Origin of the sequence: Mycobacterium sp. (assembly GCF_965229105.1) — a bacterium.
GTDB lineage: Bacteria > Actinomycetota > Actinomycetes > Mycobacteriales > Mycobacteriaceae > Mycobacterium.
This window is the reverse complement of sequence record NZ_OZ245858.1, coordinates 3,376,379-3,392,109: the sequence shown is the minus strand read 5'-3', so window position 1 is coordinate 3,392,109 and position 15,731 is coordinate 3,376,379. Positions and strand designations below refer to the sequence as shown.

Genomic DNA, 15,731 nt, shown 5'->3' with positions numbered 1-15,731 from the left:
TGCCGCCATGACGTCCGGTGACGTGCTGGCGCGGCGCGCGGCCGAATCGTGGTTCCTCGACAACGGTCTGCCCGCGGTGCTGCGTCCCGGCGCCTTGGTCCGCCGCCTCTGGCCGCGATCAGCACCTGCCTTGGCGGGGGTGGCGGTGTTCATGTTGTGGTCGGTCGTGATTGTCCTGATCACCGATAAGCACACCATCGACATCAACGGCCAGCCGACCAGAACGGAATGGTTCGTCCTGGCGCTGCTCGTGCTCGTCATTCCGATGGCTGCGCTCGGCGGCTGGCTGGTCGCCCGAATCCGGACACTTCGTAACCGCACGATCGCCGCCACGGTCTCGCTGGTCGTCATCGCGATCGGGGTCGTCTTCGGTGGCCCGACCACCCACGTGGCGATGAATGCGGTCATCGCGCTCGCCGTCGTGGTCATCATCTTGGTGCTCACCGCGTCCGGGGTGGGGTCGATCGCGAGCTGGGCCGCCAAGGTGACCCTCGACGACCTGTCGCTGGCCGGCACGCTGTTCGTCCGGTCGCTGCCGGTGGTGCTGCTGACGGTGCTGGTGTTCTTCAATACCTACGTCTGGTTGATGGCGGAATACGTCGGCCGCGGCCGGCTGATGCTGGCACTGGGCTTCCTGGCCCTGATCGCCATCGCGTTCATCACCACCAGCACCGCAGAAACGGTGCGGCCGATGTTGGCCGCGGCCGGACAACACGTCGACGGCGACGACGGGAGGCTGGCCGCCACGCCGTTCGCCGATATCGCCGACCCCCCCGGCGGTGATCCACTGTCACGGGCTGAACGCTGGAACGTGATCTTCGTGCTGACGGTATCGCAGATCGTGCAGGTCACCACGGTGGCACTGGTGTCCGCGGGGGTCTTCTTCGTGCTCGGTCTGATCCTGCTCAATCCCCGGCTGCTCAGCGAATGGACCCGCGGCGGCTCCAGCGACGGCGAGCTACTGGGGATGACACTGCCGGTGCCGCAGTCACTGATGCAGACCACCATGTTCCTGGGCAGCCTCACCTTCATGTATGTCAGCGCAAAAGCTGTCAGCGATGGCGATTACCGCGCCAAATTCCTCGACCCGCTCATCGACGAACTGCGACTGACCCTGACCGCCCGCAACCGTTATCGAACACTTCCGACGCGGTGAGATAGGTGTCCGATATTCGTCAGGTACACGACTGGTTTCTGCATCGCGGACTGCCCTTGGTGCTGACGCGACGGGTGCGGTCCCGGGCGCTGATCGCCCGGTCGGCACCGATGATCAGCAGTGTCGGCGCACTGACCGCCTGCACCATGCTGCTCGCCGAAATCACCAGCGAACAGCCAGATTACGGCTACGCAATACGACTGGGCATCATCGCCGCGGTCCTGCTGTCAGCCCCGTACGCCCTGTATCTGCTCCACCGAACCGGTACCAAACTCGGCGAGGCCGCGAGGCGGTCCGCTGCGTACCTGGTGATGGCGATCTTCGTCATCGTGATGCCGGTGACGGTCAATGGTCTCTCGGGTGCGGCCGCCGCCGAGGCGCCCGCCTTCCTGCTCATCTCGGTGGCGGCGATCTGGCTGACGTATCTCGGTTTCGGCTCGATCGCGTCGTGGGCGTTTCGGTTCGCCTGGGTACAAGTGGGCGCACTGGGCACGCTGATGAGCCGGGCCCTTCCACTGTTGATGATCACGGTGGTGGTCTATTTCACCGGCGAACTGTGGCAGTTGTCGGCTCGGATGACCCGCCAACGCCTCTGGCAGACAATCGGATTTCTTGCCCTGGTGGCAATCCTGTTCATGGTCACCACGATTCGAGACGAGGTGCGGGCGTTGCGCGAAGACCGGGCCGGCACAACAGATCCCGTAGCGTTGTTGGCCGGGACCCCGCTGGCCGACCTCGTCGAGCACGCACCGGCCCGCACCCCACTCACGCGCGGTGAGCAGGTGAACGTCGTCGCCGTGATGGTGGTGGCCCAAGCCATCCAGGTGGTGTTCTTCACCGCCGGGCTGTTCGCGTTCTTCCTGGCGCTGGGAATCGTCGCGGTGCCCGACGACGTGACCGTGTTGTGGTCGGCCGAACAGAGCTGCCAAGTCGGCCAACCACCTTGCGCTGGAACCTGGTTCGGAGTTCACGTACCGATTCCGCAGACCGTGGTGCACATGTCGCTGTTCGTCGCGGTGCTCTCCGGTTTGTATTTCACGGTGAGCACCAGCGTCGACCCGATCTACCGGGAACGTTTCTTCGAACCCCTGATCGCCGACGTCGCGGTCAGCCTGGCTGGCCGGGACGCCTACCTGGAGCTGGAGAAAGCCGGCTAACCGATCGAATTTGCGCCGTCGATCAACAGAGTGGTGCCGGTGACGTAGGAGGCACCCGGGGTGGCGAGGAAGGCGACGCCTGCGGCTACCTCGGCTGCGGTGGCCGACCGGCCCACCGGAGTGGCGTTGCCTTGGGCCACCTCGGACGGCAGCTGAGCCGCGGTGGCAATCCAGCCCGGCAACACGATGTTCGCCGTCACACCCTGTGCGGCGTAGTCGAGCGCAACCGACCGAGTCATGCCCAGCATCGCGGCCTTGGCGGAGTGGTAGCCGACGTCACCGTGGTATGCCGTAACGGCTCCCGCTGTGGAGCCCACGTTGACGATGCGGCCGTAGCCCCGCGCGACCATACCCGGCAGCGCGGCTCGGGTGACAAACAGCGCACTATCGATATTGCGCCGCAGCGCCAGTGACCATTCGTCATCTGTGATATCGGCCAGCGGATTGGGCCGTTCCGGGATGTTCACCGACGCCAACCCGGCGTTGTTGACGACGATGTCGACCTTGCCGAAGGCAGCCTCGGTGGCCTCGACCAACCCGCGGGCTGCCTGCGGATCCATCAGGTCCGCGGTGTGCGAACGGGCATCGATACCGTCGTTGCGCAACTCGTCCGCGCGCTGCGCCGCCCGGTCGGTGGTCCCCGTGACCATCACCGACGCGCCCAGCTGGCCAAGCAACCTGGCCGAGGCGAATCCGATACCGATGTCACTGCTCGATCCGGTGACCAGCGCCACCTGACCCGTCAGATCGAATGCGCTAGGCAGCGTTGTAGGCATTTACGGTTCTTCCCTTCACATTTGAGCCGATCACATCACCACTAAGTTGGGCAAAGCCGCGCCGTCTCGACCCAGGCGCCGTCGCGGTGGCGATGCTTCACGGCGCGGAAGCCACCGGTGTCCACACTGGCCTCAATCGCCAGACCGGCCGCCTCCACCCGCACGTAATCGTCCCGGCCGACGCCACTGACCTCGCTGCTGCCCAGATGTCCCCATTCCTCGATGAATGGGACGAGCCGGCCCTGCCACTCGAACGCCCCGGTCTCGATGAGCAGATCGTCCTGCCATGCCACCGGGTTCTCATCGGGCGGGGCGGCCTCACGTGAATCAAGCATGTGATTCCAGCGCAGCCGCGGATCGATGAACTCCGTCGTCCCGGCGAAGGCAAACTCGGCGGCAAAGGCCGAGTGCGGGTCGTCAGCGGAGGGTCCAACACCGGGCTGGAGATGAGTGCGGATGTCTACGAACCAGTCGGGCGACTGCAGCCACAGCACATCGCAATAATCAACGCGCCGCACGCCGTCGATCACCAGACCCACGCGGCGCCAGGCACCGATAAATTCGACGGGAAGTGACATCATTGCCTTTCGAGGTGCTACCCCAAGCATGCTTTCGATATAGTATCGAATCTGGCGTATACCGCTACCCGAAGAAATGGAATGGCCGTGCCACCGCTGCCCCGCGTCCTCGTCCTGACCGATCCCGATCCGGATATGCCGCCCCCACCACTGCATCTGATCACCGGCGACGTCGAGGTGGTGGCGATCGACTCGACCCCCACCGACGATCAGCTGCGCGGCGCCTCGGTCCTCTACATCTGGGACCACCGCTTCGCTGAGCTGGCACCGCTGCTGCGGCGGACCGACGAGGTGCGCTGGGTGCATGCCGCATCCGTCGGGGTCAATCGATTGATCTGTCCAGAACTGGCCGCGGTCACGTTGACCAACTCCCGTGGCGTATTCGACGTGTCGATCGCCGAATGGGTGCTCACCGCGGTGCTCGCCCATCTCAAGGGACTGGCCGAGACGTTGGCACTGCAACGGCAGAAAATCTGGCAGCACCGGATGACCGGACGACTGGCCGGAATGCGGGCTGCAGTGGTCGGTACCGGCTCGATCGGCAGGACGATCGCTGACCTTCTCGATCGCCTGGACGTGCAGGTCACCTTGGTCGGGCGCGCTCCGGCCGACGATGAGACGTTCGGGGTGGTCCGCTCTTCTGACGACCTGGTCGCGGTGGCCGAAGAGGTTGACCTGCTGATCCTCGCGGTACCGCTGACAGCGGCGACCACCGCGCTCGTCGGAGCGCAGGTACTTTCTGCGCTCGGGCCGCGCGGGTTCGTCGTCAACGTCGGACGCGGGCCGACGGTGGTCGAATCCGACCTCATCGACGCCATCAACGCCGGCACCATCGCCGGCGCCGCCCTGGACGTTTTCGACACCGAACCGCTACCGGTGGACTCGCCGCTGTGGTCGATGCCGAATGTGCTGGTGTCACCGCACATGTCCGGTGACTACACCGGGTTCGAGAACGTCATGATGGCCGTTTTCACCGACAACCTACGGCGGTGGCAGCGCGGCGAGCCGTTGCACAACGTCGTCGACCCGGCCGTCGGGTACGTGCGGAGCTGAGCTCACCCCACCGCGATCAGGCAGCGGCCCCAGCTCGTGTTTCCAATGCAATAAGAGCCAGAGTCGATGCTGTATCGAAAACGCGCTCACGCCCGATGCGTGCTATCAATGGCAGAACAGTGAGCCAAATCGATACATTATCGATTTGGCTCATCGCATCGGACCGAGAGTGTGGAGGCGACGTGAGTGACGACCCGATGACCCCGGTGGTGGGCGCCGGAACCCTGGAGTACGAGTGGATGACCTGGCCCGAGATCGCCGCCGCCGCCGCCGCCGACACCCCGGTGGTCATCGCCGTCGGCTCCACCGAACAACACGGGCCGCACTTGCCGGTCAATGCCGACTGGGTGGTGCCGCAGGCACTGCTCCGACTGGCCGCGGCCACGCGACCGTTCATCATCGGTCCCCCGGTTCGACTCGGGTACCGCTCGCGGCCCGCCAGCGGGGGCGGCCAACAGTTCCCCGGCACCCTGTCACTTCGCGCGACGACGTTTATCGCCATGCTCGAAGATCTGCTCGAAGAGCTGATCCGCACCGGCTTTCGCCGAATCATGTTGTACAGCTGGCACTTCGAGAACGCCAATTTCGTCTACGAACCCGCCTACCTGGTGTCGGGACGCTTTCCCGAGGTCAAGATCGTGGTCGTGGAGAATGCCATGCCCGACTTCGAGCAGGCCGACCTGGACGTGATCTTCCCCGACGGCTTTCCCGGCCTGGCACTCGAACACGCCTCGGTCATGGAGACCTCCCTGTTCGAGCACCTTCGCCCCGCCACCGTGCGGATGGACCGAATCGTCGATGACGCTCCTGCGCGCAACGTACCGTGGGATGTACTGCCCATCGACCCCACCATGTCGACCGCGTCAGGGGTGCTGGCCTCAGCCACACAGGCCACCGTAGCCAAAGGCGAACTGTTGGCGGATCGGATTGTCCAACACATCATCTCGATCCTGGACATCGAGTTCCCGGCCAAAGAAGGGCAACACTGATGCCCGGCGCTGCCCTGGTGACCGGAGGAGCCAGCGGCATCGGCCGCGCCACCGCCTACGCCCTGGCCGCCCGCGGATACCGCGTCGCCGTCGACCACCTGGATCGCGAAGCCGAAGCCAACCAGGTCGCCAACGATATCGGCGGCATCGCCTACGAAGCCGACGTTTCGGACGTGGCAGCGGTCGAAGCGCTGGTATCCGCCGTCGAGTCCGACCTTGGCGACATCGAAATCGCAGTTGCCTGTGCAGGTTTCGACGTTGATGTGCCCCTGGAGGACCTCACCCCCGAGCTGTGGCACAGCAGTCTCGGAGTCATCCTGGGCGGTTGTGTGAACGTGATCGCAACGGTCGGGCCGCGGATGCGGGCGCGCCGCCGCGGCTCCATCGTGGGCATCTCATCGGAGCTGGCCCTGCTCGGCGACGAAAATCACGTGCAATACGTGACGGCGAAATCGGCGATGATCGGCCTGGTCCGCTCGGTGGCCCGCGAATACGGGCCCGATCAGGTCCGGGTGAACATCATCTGCCCGGGCCCCACGGACACCCAGATGCTCGGGCCGCGGTGGCGGGGCGATGAGTACCGGCACAGCATCCCCCTCGACCGGTTCGGCACGCCCGATGAACTCGCCCGCGCCATCGTCGATGTCGCGGAGTGGACATGGCTAACCGGCCAGGTCATTTCGCCCAACGGAGGGGTGGTGATCCAGTGACCGCGCCCGTGGCATTGGTGACAGGGGCGGCCGGTGGGATCGGGACCGCGATCGTCAGCGCACTGGCGGCGGCCGGCTGGACCGTCGCCGCCACTGATCTGCCCGGCGTGCCGGAAAGTGCCGATGCCGACCTGACCATCCCGGCCGACCTGCGCACCCGCGAATCCTGCCAGGGCGTGATCGACCTCGCGCTGGCGCGGCGCGGTCGGCTGGACCTGTTGGTCAACAACGCGGCTACCATGACGGTCGTCGAACCGACCGTTGAGACAATGCCGTTGTGGTGGCGCGATATCGACGTGAATCTGACCGCCCCGCTGTGGTTGACCCAGGCGGCGGCGCCGGCACTGAGAGAACGTGGGGGCCAGGTGATCAACATGTGTAGCGTGTCGGCGCTGCGGGGTGAACCCGGCTTCAGCGCCTACGCGGCGAGCAAGGCCGGACTGCTGGGTATGACCCGGTCACTGGCTCGCGAACTTGCCCCGGCGATCCGGGTGAACGCGATCGCACCGGGGCCCACCGAGACCGAGCAGCTCAACCGCGACGCGGAGTTTCACGGCATCGAATTGAGCGAGCTGCACCGGTATTACGTGGCGGGCATGCCAACGGGGCGACTGGTCCGCCCCGACGAGGTGGCAGATCTGGTCGTATTCCTGGCCGGGGCAAAATCATTCACCGGCGAGTGCGTGCAGATCAATGGCGGGATGCTGATGTCGTGAGACACCCACGCGGCGCCGATAGCGACTCGGCCCGACGCGATCACATCCTGGTGGTGGCCGCACGGCTGTTCAGCGAACACGGCTACCTCAACACGACCATGACCGAAATCGCCCGCGCGTGTGGCCTGGGCCAGTCGTCACTGTATTACTGGTTCCGACAAAAAGAAGACATCCTGCTCGGCCTGCTGGCGGTCAACCGGGTCTCGCTGGAATTCGCCGAAGAGCTTGTCGCCCAGGGTGGCTCGCCCGCAGTCCGGCTGCTGCGGCTGCTACGGCTGGACATCCGGGAGCTCTGCGAGGCCCCGGTGGACATCTGCGAGGTCGAGTTGCTCGCCGACCAACAGCCCGACGTGTTCCGCGAATTCTGGTCCGACACCGCAGCGTTGCATCAGCACCTCGGCACGCTGATCACCGATGGCATCGCCTGCGGCGAATTCGTCGAGTGCGACGCAGAATTCGCCGCGCTCAACATCTGCGCGGCCGAGCAGGGCGTGCAGCGGCGGTACCGCAATTCGGCCGCCCACGCCCCAGGTAGCACCAGCCCATTTCGTCATCAGAGCTTTTCCAGCGATCACCTCGCGGACGAACTCGCCACCATGCTCGTGCGGGGTCTACTGCGCGACCCAACCACCATGCCAGCGCTGACTGCGGCCGCGCTGGCCAGCAACGATTACCCCACCGACTGACCCTCGGCTACAGGTACTGCCCCAGGTTGGACTCGGTGTCAATGGCCCGGCTCGCACTGGATGATTTCCCGGTGACCAACGTGCGGATGTAGACGATCCGCTCGCCCTTCTTACCCGAGATCCGGGCCCAGTCATCAGGGTTGGTGGTGTTGGGCAGGTCCTCGTTCTCGGCGAACTCGTCGACGATCGAGTCCAACAGGTGCTGGATCCGCAGACCGTGCTGACCGCTTTCCAGCACCGACTTGATCGCGAACTTCTTGGCCTTGTCGACGACGTTCTGGATCATCGCGCCGGAATTGAAGTCCTTGAAGTACATGACTTCCTTGTCACCGTTGGCGTAGGTGACCTCCAGGAACCGATTCTCGTCGACCTCGGCGTACATCCGGTCGACGACCTTCTCGATCATGGTCTTGATCGTCAACGCCCGGTCACCGTCGAATTCGGCCAGATCGTCGGCGTGGACCGGCAGATTCTCGGTCAGGTACTTGGAGAAGATGTCCTGTGCCGCTTCGGCATCCGGTCGCTCGATTTTGATCTTGACGTCGAGGCGGCCGGGCCGCAGGATCGCCGGATCGATCATGTCCTCGCGGTTGGAGGCGCCGATGACGATGACGTTCTCCAAGCCTTCGACGCCGTCGATCTCACTGAGCAGCTGAGGAACGACGGTGGTTTCGACATCGGAGCTGACGCCGGTACCGCGGGTGCGGAAGATGGAGTCCATCTCGTCGAAGAACACGATCACCGGGGTGCCTTCTGACGCCTTTTCCCTGGCGCGCTGGAAGATCAACCGGATGTGCCGCTCGGTCTCGCCGACGAACTTGTTCAGCAGTTCGGGGCCCTTGATGTTGAGGAAGTAGGACTTCGCCTCGCGGGCATCCTCACCCCGCACCTCGGCCATCTTCTTCGCCAACGAGTTGGCGACGGCCTTGGCGATCAACGTCTTACCGCAGCCGGGAGGGCCGTAGAGCAGCACACCCTTGGGCGGTCGCAGGGAGTACTCCCGATAGAGATCCTTGTGCAGGAACGGCAGCTCCACGGCGTCGCGGATCTGCTCGATCTGGCGCGTCAGGCCACCGATGTCGTGATAGCTGACATCGGGCACCTCTTCGAGGACCAGATCCTCGACCTCGGCCTTGGGGACGCGCTCGAACGCATAGCCGGCCTTGGTGTCGACCAACAGCGAATCGCCGGGCCGCAGTTTGCGCGGGCGCTGGTTCACTTCGGCTTCGGTCAGCCCGGCGGCGATCTCCGGCGGCAGATCCTCCTGCTTGATCAGCGGCTCGGCCAGCCAGACGATGCGCTCTTCGTCGGCGTGCCCGACAACCAGCGCCCGGTGTCCGTCGGCCAGGATCTCGCGCAACGTGCTGATCTCACCGACAGCCTCGAAATTGCCGGCTTCGACGACAGTCAGTGCCTCGTTGAGACGGACCGTTTGACCTTGTTTGAGCGCCTTGGTGTCGATATTGGGCGAGCAGGTCAGACGCATCTTGCGGCCCGAGGTGAACACGTCGACCGTGTCATCCTCGTGGGCGATGAGCAGTACGCCGTATCCGCTGGGCGGTTGGCCCAGGCGATCGACCTCTTCGCGCAACGCCAGAAGTTGCTGACGCGCCTCTTTGAGGGTGTCCATCAACTTGGCGTTTCGGGCCGAAAGCGAGTCGATACGCGCTTCAAGCTGGTGCACGTCACGGGCGGTACGCAACCCGCTCTGCGCCCCTACGGCGTCTTCGAGCTGCTCCCTTAGCAACGCCGCCTCGCGGCGGAGTTCTTCTAATTCGGCAGCGTCCTCGCTGGACATGGGGGTTCCGAAATTCTCAGAACGCTCTGACTCGCTCATGGTGCGCTCCTCTCCAACACTGGGTGTTGGTGCAGTAACAACTTCAAAGCTACCGGCGATTCAGTCTTTGTGTGCGGTGTAGGAATTCGACACACCAGCACCACTGTTAACCTAGTTGGTAAGTTGAGCTAATTGAGAGGACAGCCGTGACCCTGAAATCCCTAGCCACAGGTCTGGCCGCCTGCCTGAGTGCAGTAGCGGTCGCCGGAGCAGCGGCGGTGGGTGTGACGTCTGTTGCATCGGGCGCGTCGGTTGCATCACCTGCGGTGCAAGCGGTCGTATTCGGCGCTCCGCTGCCGCAGACGCCGGCCCCAGAACTGCAGGCCCCGCTCATCCAGACCCTGAACGCGCTCGCCGGTGGCGGGTCGTTCTCGGGCAGTAAATCCGCATACGTCGAGGGTGGCATCGGTCGGATCGAGGGCATCGCCGCGGATCGGGCGTATGCCAACGCCGCCGCCAAGGGCTCCTTCCCGCTGAGCTTCGTCGTGACGAACATCGATCAGAACGGTGGCATCGTGACGGCGGATGTCACCGCCACGGCTGCCAGCGGTGGCACCGCAACGCAGAACATCACGTTCATTGCGGGCCCCAGCCCCAGCGGCTGGATGGTGTCGAAGGCGTCGGCTCTGAACCTGCTGGGCGCGGTGGGCTAACCGAAGAAGTTGGGCATTAACCGCACCCGAGCAGTAAAAATCATCTCAAGCGCCGCCACGGTAGTGGCGGCGTTTGGGCTTTGCGCGTGTTCCGCGACGGCGCCAGAGTCCGCGTCGACGACGACGACGGCTCCCGCCGTCGCGGCCACGCCTGCGCCGACCGGGCTGCCCCCGACCGACGCGCTGACCGATGTGTTGGCCAAACTGTCCGATCCGGCCGTAGCGGGTGCGGACAAGCTGGTGTTGGTCGAGGGTGCGACCGATGCCGAAGCCGCCGACCTGGACACATTCGCCAGGGCGCTGCGAGACAACCGGATGCTGCCACTGACGTTCGCTGCGACCGACCTGATCTGGTCGCCCGATACCCCTGGCGATGTGACTGCCAACGTGACCGTGACGCCGGCCGACCCCGCGGTCGCCCCGTTCACGTACCCGATGGAATTCACCCCGGCATCGGGCGGGTGGCAGTTATCGCGGCAGACGGCTGATCTGCTCCTGAACTCCAGCGCCGATACGGCCGGCCCCGATAAGGCGAGCCCCAGTACGACCGCGCCGACGACGACACCGACCCGCTGATCGCACCATGTGGATCGGCTGGCTGGAATTCGACCTGCTCCTGGGCGATGTCCATTCGCTGAAACAGAAGCGATCGGTGATCCGGCCGATCGTGGCCGAACTGATCCGCAAGTTCAGCGTCTCAGCGGCCGAGACCGGCGACCAGGATCTGCACCGCCGGGCCGGGATCGGGGTCTCGGCAGTGGCCGGTGACCGTCACCAGGTGGTGGACATTCTCGACGGCGCCGAGCGACTGGTGGCCGGTCGACCTGAGATCGACCTGCTCTCAGTGCGGCGCGGCCTGGTCCGCAGCGACGACTTCTAGCCGCCCCGGCCAGATTGCGCGCTACAACTCGTTGGTGGACGTCAACCGCTTGCGCCGCAAGGGCGTCGGCGTGATGGTGTCGGGGGCCAGCCGCCGCGCCGAGATCAGGAATGCGGTGTGGCCGCGCATGTTGTGTTGCGGCCGCACTGCGAGGCCGACCACATTCCAGCCGCGCATCATCGTTTCCCAGGCCCGCGGCTCGGTCCAGCACTGTTGTTCACGAAGCGCCTCCACCGTCTTGGACAGCTGTGTGACGGTCGCGACGTAGATGATCAGAACACCGCCGGGCACCAACGCCGCGGAGACGGTCTCGAGGACGTCCCACGGTGCGAGCATGTCGAGGACGGCGCGGTCGATCTGTGGGCCGTCCGCGACGGGAAAGTCGTTGAGATCTGCGATGACGAGATCCCAGTTGGCCGGGCGCTCACCGAAGAACGTCGAGACGTTGCGGTCGGCGTGCACGGCGTGGTCGTCGCGCAGTTCGTAGGAAATCACCTTTCCCTCCGAACCGACAGCGCGCAGCAACGAACAGGTCAGGGCGCCGGACCCCGCGCCGGCCTCCAGCACGCGCGCGCCGGGGAAGATATCGCCCTCGTGCACGATCTGCGCGGCGTCCTTGGGGTAGATCACCTGGGCGCCGCGCGGCATCGACATCACGTAGTCGATCAGCAGCGGCCGCAGGACCAGGAACTGGTCGCCGTTGGCGGACTTGACCACACTGCCTTCCGGCACGCCGATGATCGCGTCGTGGGCGATCGCCCCGCGATGGGTGTGGAACTCCGAGCCGGGGTTGAGCAGCACCGTGTAGTGCCTGCCCTTACCGTCGGTGAGCTGGACGCGGTCTCCCACGCTGAACGGACCGGTTAGCGACACAGCGGTTCAGCCTGCCAGCAGACGCATCGACGCAGACGGCCGGGTTGCGCTTGTTTTGTCAGAACCCCTGCCTAGGGTTGACCGTATGCCGGACCAGCAGCCCCCACCCAGGTCCCGCCCCGCCGCCAGGCCTGCACTGTCGCCATCGCGGGCGGCGGACTTCAAGCAGTGCCCGCTGCTCTACCGGTTCCGCGCCATCGATCGACTTCCGGAGCCGTCCTCGACGGCGCAACTGCGCGGCACGGTCGTACACGCCGCGTTAGAGCAGCTCTATGGGCTGCCCGCGCCGCAACGTGACCCGGCCACCGCGCTGGCACTGGTTGGCCCGGCCTGGGAACAGGTCATCACGGCCGAGCCGGAACGCGCCGCCGATATTGCGCCGGAGTTGCAGGCGCAACTGCTCGCCGAGGCGCAGGCCCTGCTGACCCGTTATTACCGGCTGGAGGATCCGACCCGCTTCGACCCGCAGAGCTGTGAACAACGGGTCGAGGTCGAACTCGCCGACGGCACACTGCTGCGTGGGTTCGTCGATCGCATCGACGTCGCCGCCACCGGTGAGCTGCGGGTGGTGGATTACAAGACCGGTAAGGCACCTTCGGAGGCCTGGGCGATGGCCGAATTCAAGGCGATGTTCCAGATGAAGTTCTATGCGGTGGCACTGTTCCGCTCACGCGGGGTGCTACCGACCCGGTTGCGGCTGATCTATCTCGCCGATGGCCAGCTGCTGGATTACACACCCGATCTCGAGGAACTGCTGCGGTTCGAGAAGACGTTGATGGCGATCTGGCAGGCCATCCAGTCTGCCGGTGTGACAGGCGATTTCCGGCCCAACCGGTCGCGGCTGTGCAACTGGTGTGCCCATCAGAGTCTCTGCCCGGCATTCGGCGGCACTCCCCCGCCCTATCCGGGTTGGCCGCAGCTGCCCGACGAGGGCGACCCCCTGGGTGACGACGGGGCGATCCTGCACGATGCCGGGTCGGCCGCATGACGCAGTGCTACTACCGTCGACTGGCACCGGCCGGTGACGCCCAGGCCTTCGAGAGCACGAAATACACGGCGAGCAACTGGGATTCAAGCATTCAGCACGGGTCACCGCCACTGGCCCTGATGACCAAACTCATCGAGGAACAGGCCGCGGGATCCGGCCAACGAATCGGTCGACTGCTGCTCGACATCCTCGGTGCCATTCCGGTGGCGCCGGTACGGGTGCGGTCCTGGATACAGCGGCCGGGTTCGCGGATCTCGCTCCACAACGCCGAGATGTCGGCGCAACGCCCCGATGGCACTTGGCGGTCAGTGGCCACACTGTCCGCGTGGCTGTTGGCGCCCAGCGATACCACCGTCATCGCCTCTGACCGGTATCCGCCGATCATCGAGGGCGAGCCGAAGACCGACTCTCATGGCTGGCAGGGGGCGCCGGGATATCTGGAATCCATCAGCTGGCGCGGGCAGCGCGGCACCGACAACGGTGCATCGGTGGCCTGGATGAGTCCGCTGTTACCGGTGGTCGACGATGAACCCGTAACGGAGGTCCAGCGTCTGGCGTTGGTGGTGGATTCGGCCAATGGTGTTGGGGCAGCGTTGGATCCAGAGCAGCACATGTTCATGAACACCGATACCGCGCTCCATCTACACCGATTGCCACGCGGCACCGACTTCGCTGTGCGGGCGCGGGGGTCGATCGGACCCGACGGTATCGGCGTGACCACCGCCGAGATCTTCGATCGCGACGGTTTCATCGGTACCACCGCACAAACCCTGTTGGTCCAGCCCCGCTAATCGAGCGGAACAAGCTCCTGCAGCAGAGTCGGCACCAGTTCGCTGACGGTGGGATGAATGTGCATGGTGCGCGATATCGCCGTGTAGGGCAGCTTCGCCGTCATCACGTCCAGGATGCAGTGGATCACTTCGTCGCCGCCGACACCGAGGATCGCCGCACCGAGAATCTCCTTCGTCTCGGCATCGACAACCACCTTCATAAAGCCTTGTGTCTCACCCTTTTCCACAGCGCGCCCGACCTTCGTCATGGGCCGCTTGCCGACCAGCGCCTTGCGCCCCGACTTACGCACCTCGTCGACGGTCAGCCCGGCTCGACCCAACGGCGGGTCGATGTAGAGGGCATAGGTGGAGATCCGATCAGATACCCGGCGCGGGTCGTCATCGAGCAGATTGGCTGCCACGATCTCGTAGTCGTTCCACGAGGTGTGGGTGAAGGCACCTTTGCCATTGCAGTCGCCCATCGCCCAGATGCCCTCGACGTTGGTGCGCAGCTGATCATCGGTTTTGACGTAACCACGTGCGTCGGTTTCGACACCGGCGGCGTCCAGTCCGAGATCGTCGGTATTGGGCTGGCGACCGGTGGCGATGAGCAGGTGGGATCCGATGATCGGGTCGGCGCCTGCGGTCGGAGTCAGGGCGATGCCCCCTGATGAGTCGGAGCCATGCTTGGCCACCTGCATATCCGTGGCGTCGAGATGTATCGCGATCCCCTCGGCTTCGAGGATTTCCTTGATGGTCGCCGAGACGTCTTCATCCTCACGGGAAGTCAACCTCGGGCCCTTCTCTACGACACTGACCTTCGCGCCGAATCTGCGGTACATCTGCGCGAACTCCAAGGCGATGTAGCTACCGCCGACAACGATGAGATGTGCTGGCACCTCATCGAGTTCGAGAACTCCCACATTCGTCAGGTAGTCGACGTCGTCGAGGCCAGGGATGTTGGGGACGATCGCCCGCCCGCCGGTGTTGAGAAAGATCTTCTCGGCGGTGATGGTCTGTTCGCCGTCGATGACGATGGTCTTGGGCCCGGTGAATCTTGCGTGACCGCGGATCAGTGTGGCGCCGTTCATCCCGTCGATCCAGGACTCGACCCCGCTGCGATCCCCGAGCACGATCTTGTCCTTGCGCGCCTTGACTTTAGCCATATCGACGGTGACGTCGCCGGTGCCGATCCCGAAGTCGGCGGCGCGGCGGGCGACATGTGCGGTGTGGGCACTGGCAACCAGGGTTTTGGTGGGGATACAGCCGTAGTTGACGCAGGTTCCGCCGACCAACTTGCGTTCGATCACCGCGACCGTCTGCCCGGCGTCGGTCAGGCGCCCCGCCAGGGGCGGACCAGCCTGTCCGGCACCGACGATGATCGCATCGAAATGCTGGGTCACAGCAAGCTCACGCCGGCGAGATACACGATGACAAACCCTCCGATGATCGCCACGGCGTCCTCGATCAGCGCGGCGGGCAGGTCCTTACCGAATCTGGCGGCCAGCGCGCCACGTACCTGCGCACCGCCAAGGGTCCCGAGCACAGCACCGACGATACCGGCTCCGATCGCGCTGAAAATATGGCCGAATGGCGTTCCGATCACCGCGCCGGCCAATGCGCCGATGACGATCCGCGCCCCAAACTGGGCTGGCACCTTACGGCTTGGCGTCTTCGGCAGCTGATCGGTGACGAGTTCACCGACCGCAAGGATGCTCAACACGATGACGGCGATGAGGCTGCCCAGCCACGCCGACCACGCTCCGTGCGGGGCGTCGGCGAGGTTGATCCAGCCGAGATATGCACCCCAGGCGAGGACCGCGAGCGGGGTCATTGCACGAAGGCCCGCGATGATCCCGATGAGCAGTGCAAACAGCAGAGCGAGCAGCACGTAATGCATGGCAGCCTT

The 15,731-nt window shown here is 65.0% G+C and carries 18 protein-coding genes; 12 read left to right on the top strand and 6 right to left on the bottom strand.

Going from position 1 to position 15,731, the window contains the following annotated elements; genetic code table 11:
* The first annotated feature begins 7 nt into the window (after positions 1 to 7).
* Positions 8 to 1,156 (top strand): hypothetical protein, encoded by a 1,149-nt coding sequence (locus ADBZ9O_RS15860; protein WP_526523432.1) that lies wholly within the window; start codon positions 8 to 10, stop codon positions 1,154 to 1,156.
* A gap of 5 nt (positions 1,157 to 1,161) precedes the next feature.
* Positions 1,162 to 2,313, top strand: a complete 1,152-nt coding sequence (locus tag ADBZ9O_RS15855) for a hypothetical protein (RefSeq protein WP_526523431.1) — start codon at positions 1,162 to 1,164, stop codon at positions 2,311 to 2,313.
* On the opposite strand, the gene ADBZ9O_RS15850 is transcribed toward ADBZ9O_RS15855, so the two are convergent.
* Positions 2,310 to 3,089, bottom strand: a complete 780-nt coding sequence (locus ADBZ9O_RS15850) for an SDR family NAD(P)-dependent oxidoreductase (protein ID WP_526523429.1) — start codon at positions 3,087 to 3,089, stop codon at positions 2,310 to 2,312. The two genes, ADBZ9O_RS15855 and ADBZ9O_RS15850, sit on opposite strands and share 4 nt — an antisense overlap.
* Before the next feature lie 41 nt (positions 3,090 to 3,130).
* Positions 3,131 to 3,628 (bottom strand): hypothetical protein, encoded by a 498-nt coding sequence (locus ADBZ9O_RS15845; protein ID WP_526523427.1) that lies wholly within the window; start codon positions 3,626 to 3,628, stop codon positions 3,131 to 3,133.
* A 120-nt stretch (positions 3,629 to 3,748) separates the two neighbouring features.
* Here ADBZ9O_RS15845 and ADBZ9O_RS15840 point away from each other — a divergent pair, with 120 nt between their 5' ends.
* The 5 genes from ADBZ9O_RS15840 to ADBZ9O_RS15820 all read left to right on the top strand — a co-directional run bounded on the left by ADBZ9O_RS15840 (position 3,749) and on the right by ADBZ9O_RS15820 (position 7,821).
* Positions 3,749 to 4,720 carry a D-2-hydroxyacid dehydrogenase gene (locus ADBZ9O_RS15840; protein WP_526523425.1) on the top strand — a complete coding sequence of 324 codons (972 nt, stop codon included), beginning with the start codon at positions 3,749 to 3,751 and terminating at the stop codon, positions 4,718 to 4,720.
* Between the two features lie 182 nt (positions 4,721 to 4,902).
* Positions 4,903 to 5,709, top strand: a complete 807-nt coding sequence (locus ADBZ9O_RS15835) for a creatininase (protein ID WP_526523423.1) — start codon at positions 4,903 to 4,905, stop codon at positions 5,707 to 5,709.
* Positions 5,709 to 6,419 (top strand): SDR family NAD(P)-dependent oxidoreductase, encoded by a 711-nt coding sequence (locus ADBZ9O_RS15830; RefSeq protein WP_526523421.1) that lies wholly within the window; start codon positions 5,709 to 5,711, stop codon positions 6,417 to 6,419. Before ADBZ9O_RS15835 ends, ADBZ9O_RS15830 begins: the two co-directional genes overlap by 1 nt.
* Positions 6,416 to 7,135, top strand: coding sequence for an SDR family NAD(P)-dependent oxidoreductase (locus ADBZ9O_RS15825; RefSeq protein WP_526523419.1), 720 nt, complete (start codon positions 6,416 to 6,418; stop codon positions 7,133 to 7,135). The genes ADBZ9O_RS15830 and ADBZ9O_RS15825 overlap by 4 nt, the downstream gene beginning before the upstream one ends.
* Entirely contained in the window at positions 7,132 to 7,821 is a 690-nt protein-coding gene (locus tag ADBZ9O_RS15820; protein WP_526523417.1) for a TetR/AcrR family transcriptional regulator, read from the top strand. Before ADBZ9O_RS15825 ends, ADBZ9O_RS15820 begins: the two co-directional genes overlap by 4 nt.
* 7 nt (positions 7,822 to 7,828) lie before the next feature.
* Here ADBZ9O_RS15820 and arc read toward each other — a convergent pair whose 3' ends face one another.
* Positions 7,829 to 9,658, bottom strand: a complete 1,830-nt coding sequence (gene arc, locus ADBZ9O_RS15815; protein ID WP_526523415.1) for a proteasome ATPase — start codon at positions 9,656 to 9,658, stop codon at positions 7,829 to 7,831.
* A gap of 146 nt (positions 9,659 to 9,804) precedes the next feature.
* Between arc and ADBZ9O_RS15810 the strand changes: the two genes are divergently transcribed.
* The 3 genes from ADBZ9O_RS15810 to ADBZ9O_RS15800 are packed head-to-tail and all read left to right on the top strand — an operon-like array spanning position 9,805 to position 11,191.
* Positions 9,805 to 10,311, top strand: a complete 507-nt coding sequence (locus ADBZ9O_RS15810; protein WP_526523413.1) for an MTB12 family secreted protein — start codon at positions 9,805 to 9,807, stop codon at positions 10,309 to 10,311.
* 9 nt (positions 10,312 to 10,320) lie between these two features.
* The gene (lppK, locus tag ADBZ9O_RS15805; protein ID WP_526523411.1) at positions 10,321 to 10,887 is read left to right on the top strand and encodes a lipoprotein LppK; all 567 of its coding nucleotides are present in this window, start codon (positions 10,321 to 10,323) and stop codon (positions 10,885 to 10,887) included.
* 7 nt (positions 10,888 to 10,894) lie between these two features.
* Positions 10,895 to 11,191, top strand: a complete 297-nt coding sequence (locus ADBZ9O_RS15800; protein ID WP_526523409.1) for a DUF503 domain-containing protein — start codon at positions 10,895 to 10,897, stop codon at positions 11,189 to 11,191.
* Between the two features lie 21 nt (positions 11,192 to 11,212).
* Here ADBZ9O_RS15800 and ADBZ9O_RS15795 read toward each other — a convergent pair whose 3' ends face one another.
* Complete coding sequence (locus ADBZ9O_RS15795) at positions 11,213 to 12,064, bottom strand: class I SAM-dependent methyltransferase (protein ID WP_526523407.1); 852 nt, start codon at positions 12,062 to 12,064, stop codon at positions 11,213 to 11,215.
* A gap of 85 nt (positions 12,065 to 12,149) precedes the next feature.
* Between ADBZ9O_RS15795 and ADBZ9O_RS15790 the strand changes: the two genes are divergently transcribed.
* Positions 12,150 to 13,052, top strand: a complete 903-nt coding sequence (locus ADBZ9O_RS15790) for a RecB family exonuclease (RefSeq protein WP_526523405.1) — start codon at positions 12,150 to 12,152, stop codon at positions 13,050 to 13,052.
* Positions 13,049 to 13,843 carry an acyl-CoA thioesterase domain-containing protein gene (locus ADBZ9O_RS15785; RefSeq protein ID WP_526523403.1) on the top strand — a complete coding sequence of 265 codons (795 nt, stop codon included), beginning with the start codon at positions 13,049 to 13,051 and terminating at the stop codon, positions 13,841 to 13,843. The genes ADBZ9O_RS15790 and ADBZ9O_RS15785 overlap by 4 nt, the downstream gene beginning before the upstream one ends.
* Here the strand turns inward: ADBZ9O_RS15785 and ADBZ9O_RS15780 are convergent.
* The gene (locus tag ADBZ9O_RS15780; RefSeq protein WP_526523401.1) at positions 13,840 to 15,225 is read right to left on the bottom strand and encodes an FAD-containing oxidoreductase; all 1,386 of its coding nucleotides are present in this window, start codon (positions 15,223 to 15,225) and stop codon (positions 13,840 to 13,842) included. The two genes, ADBZ9O_RS15785 and ADBZ9O_RS15780, sit on opposite strands and share 4 nt — an antisense overlap.
* Complete coding sequence (locus ADBZ9O_RS15775) at positions 15,222 to 15,722, bottom strand: DUF4126 family protein (RefSeq protein WP_526523399.1); 501 nt, start codon at positions 15,720 to 15,722, stop codon at positions 15,222 to 15,224. Before ADBZ9O_RS15775 ends, ADBZ9O_RS15780 begins: the two co-directional genes overlap by 4 nt.
* Positions 15,723 to 15,731 lie beyond the last annotated feature (9 nt).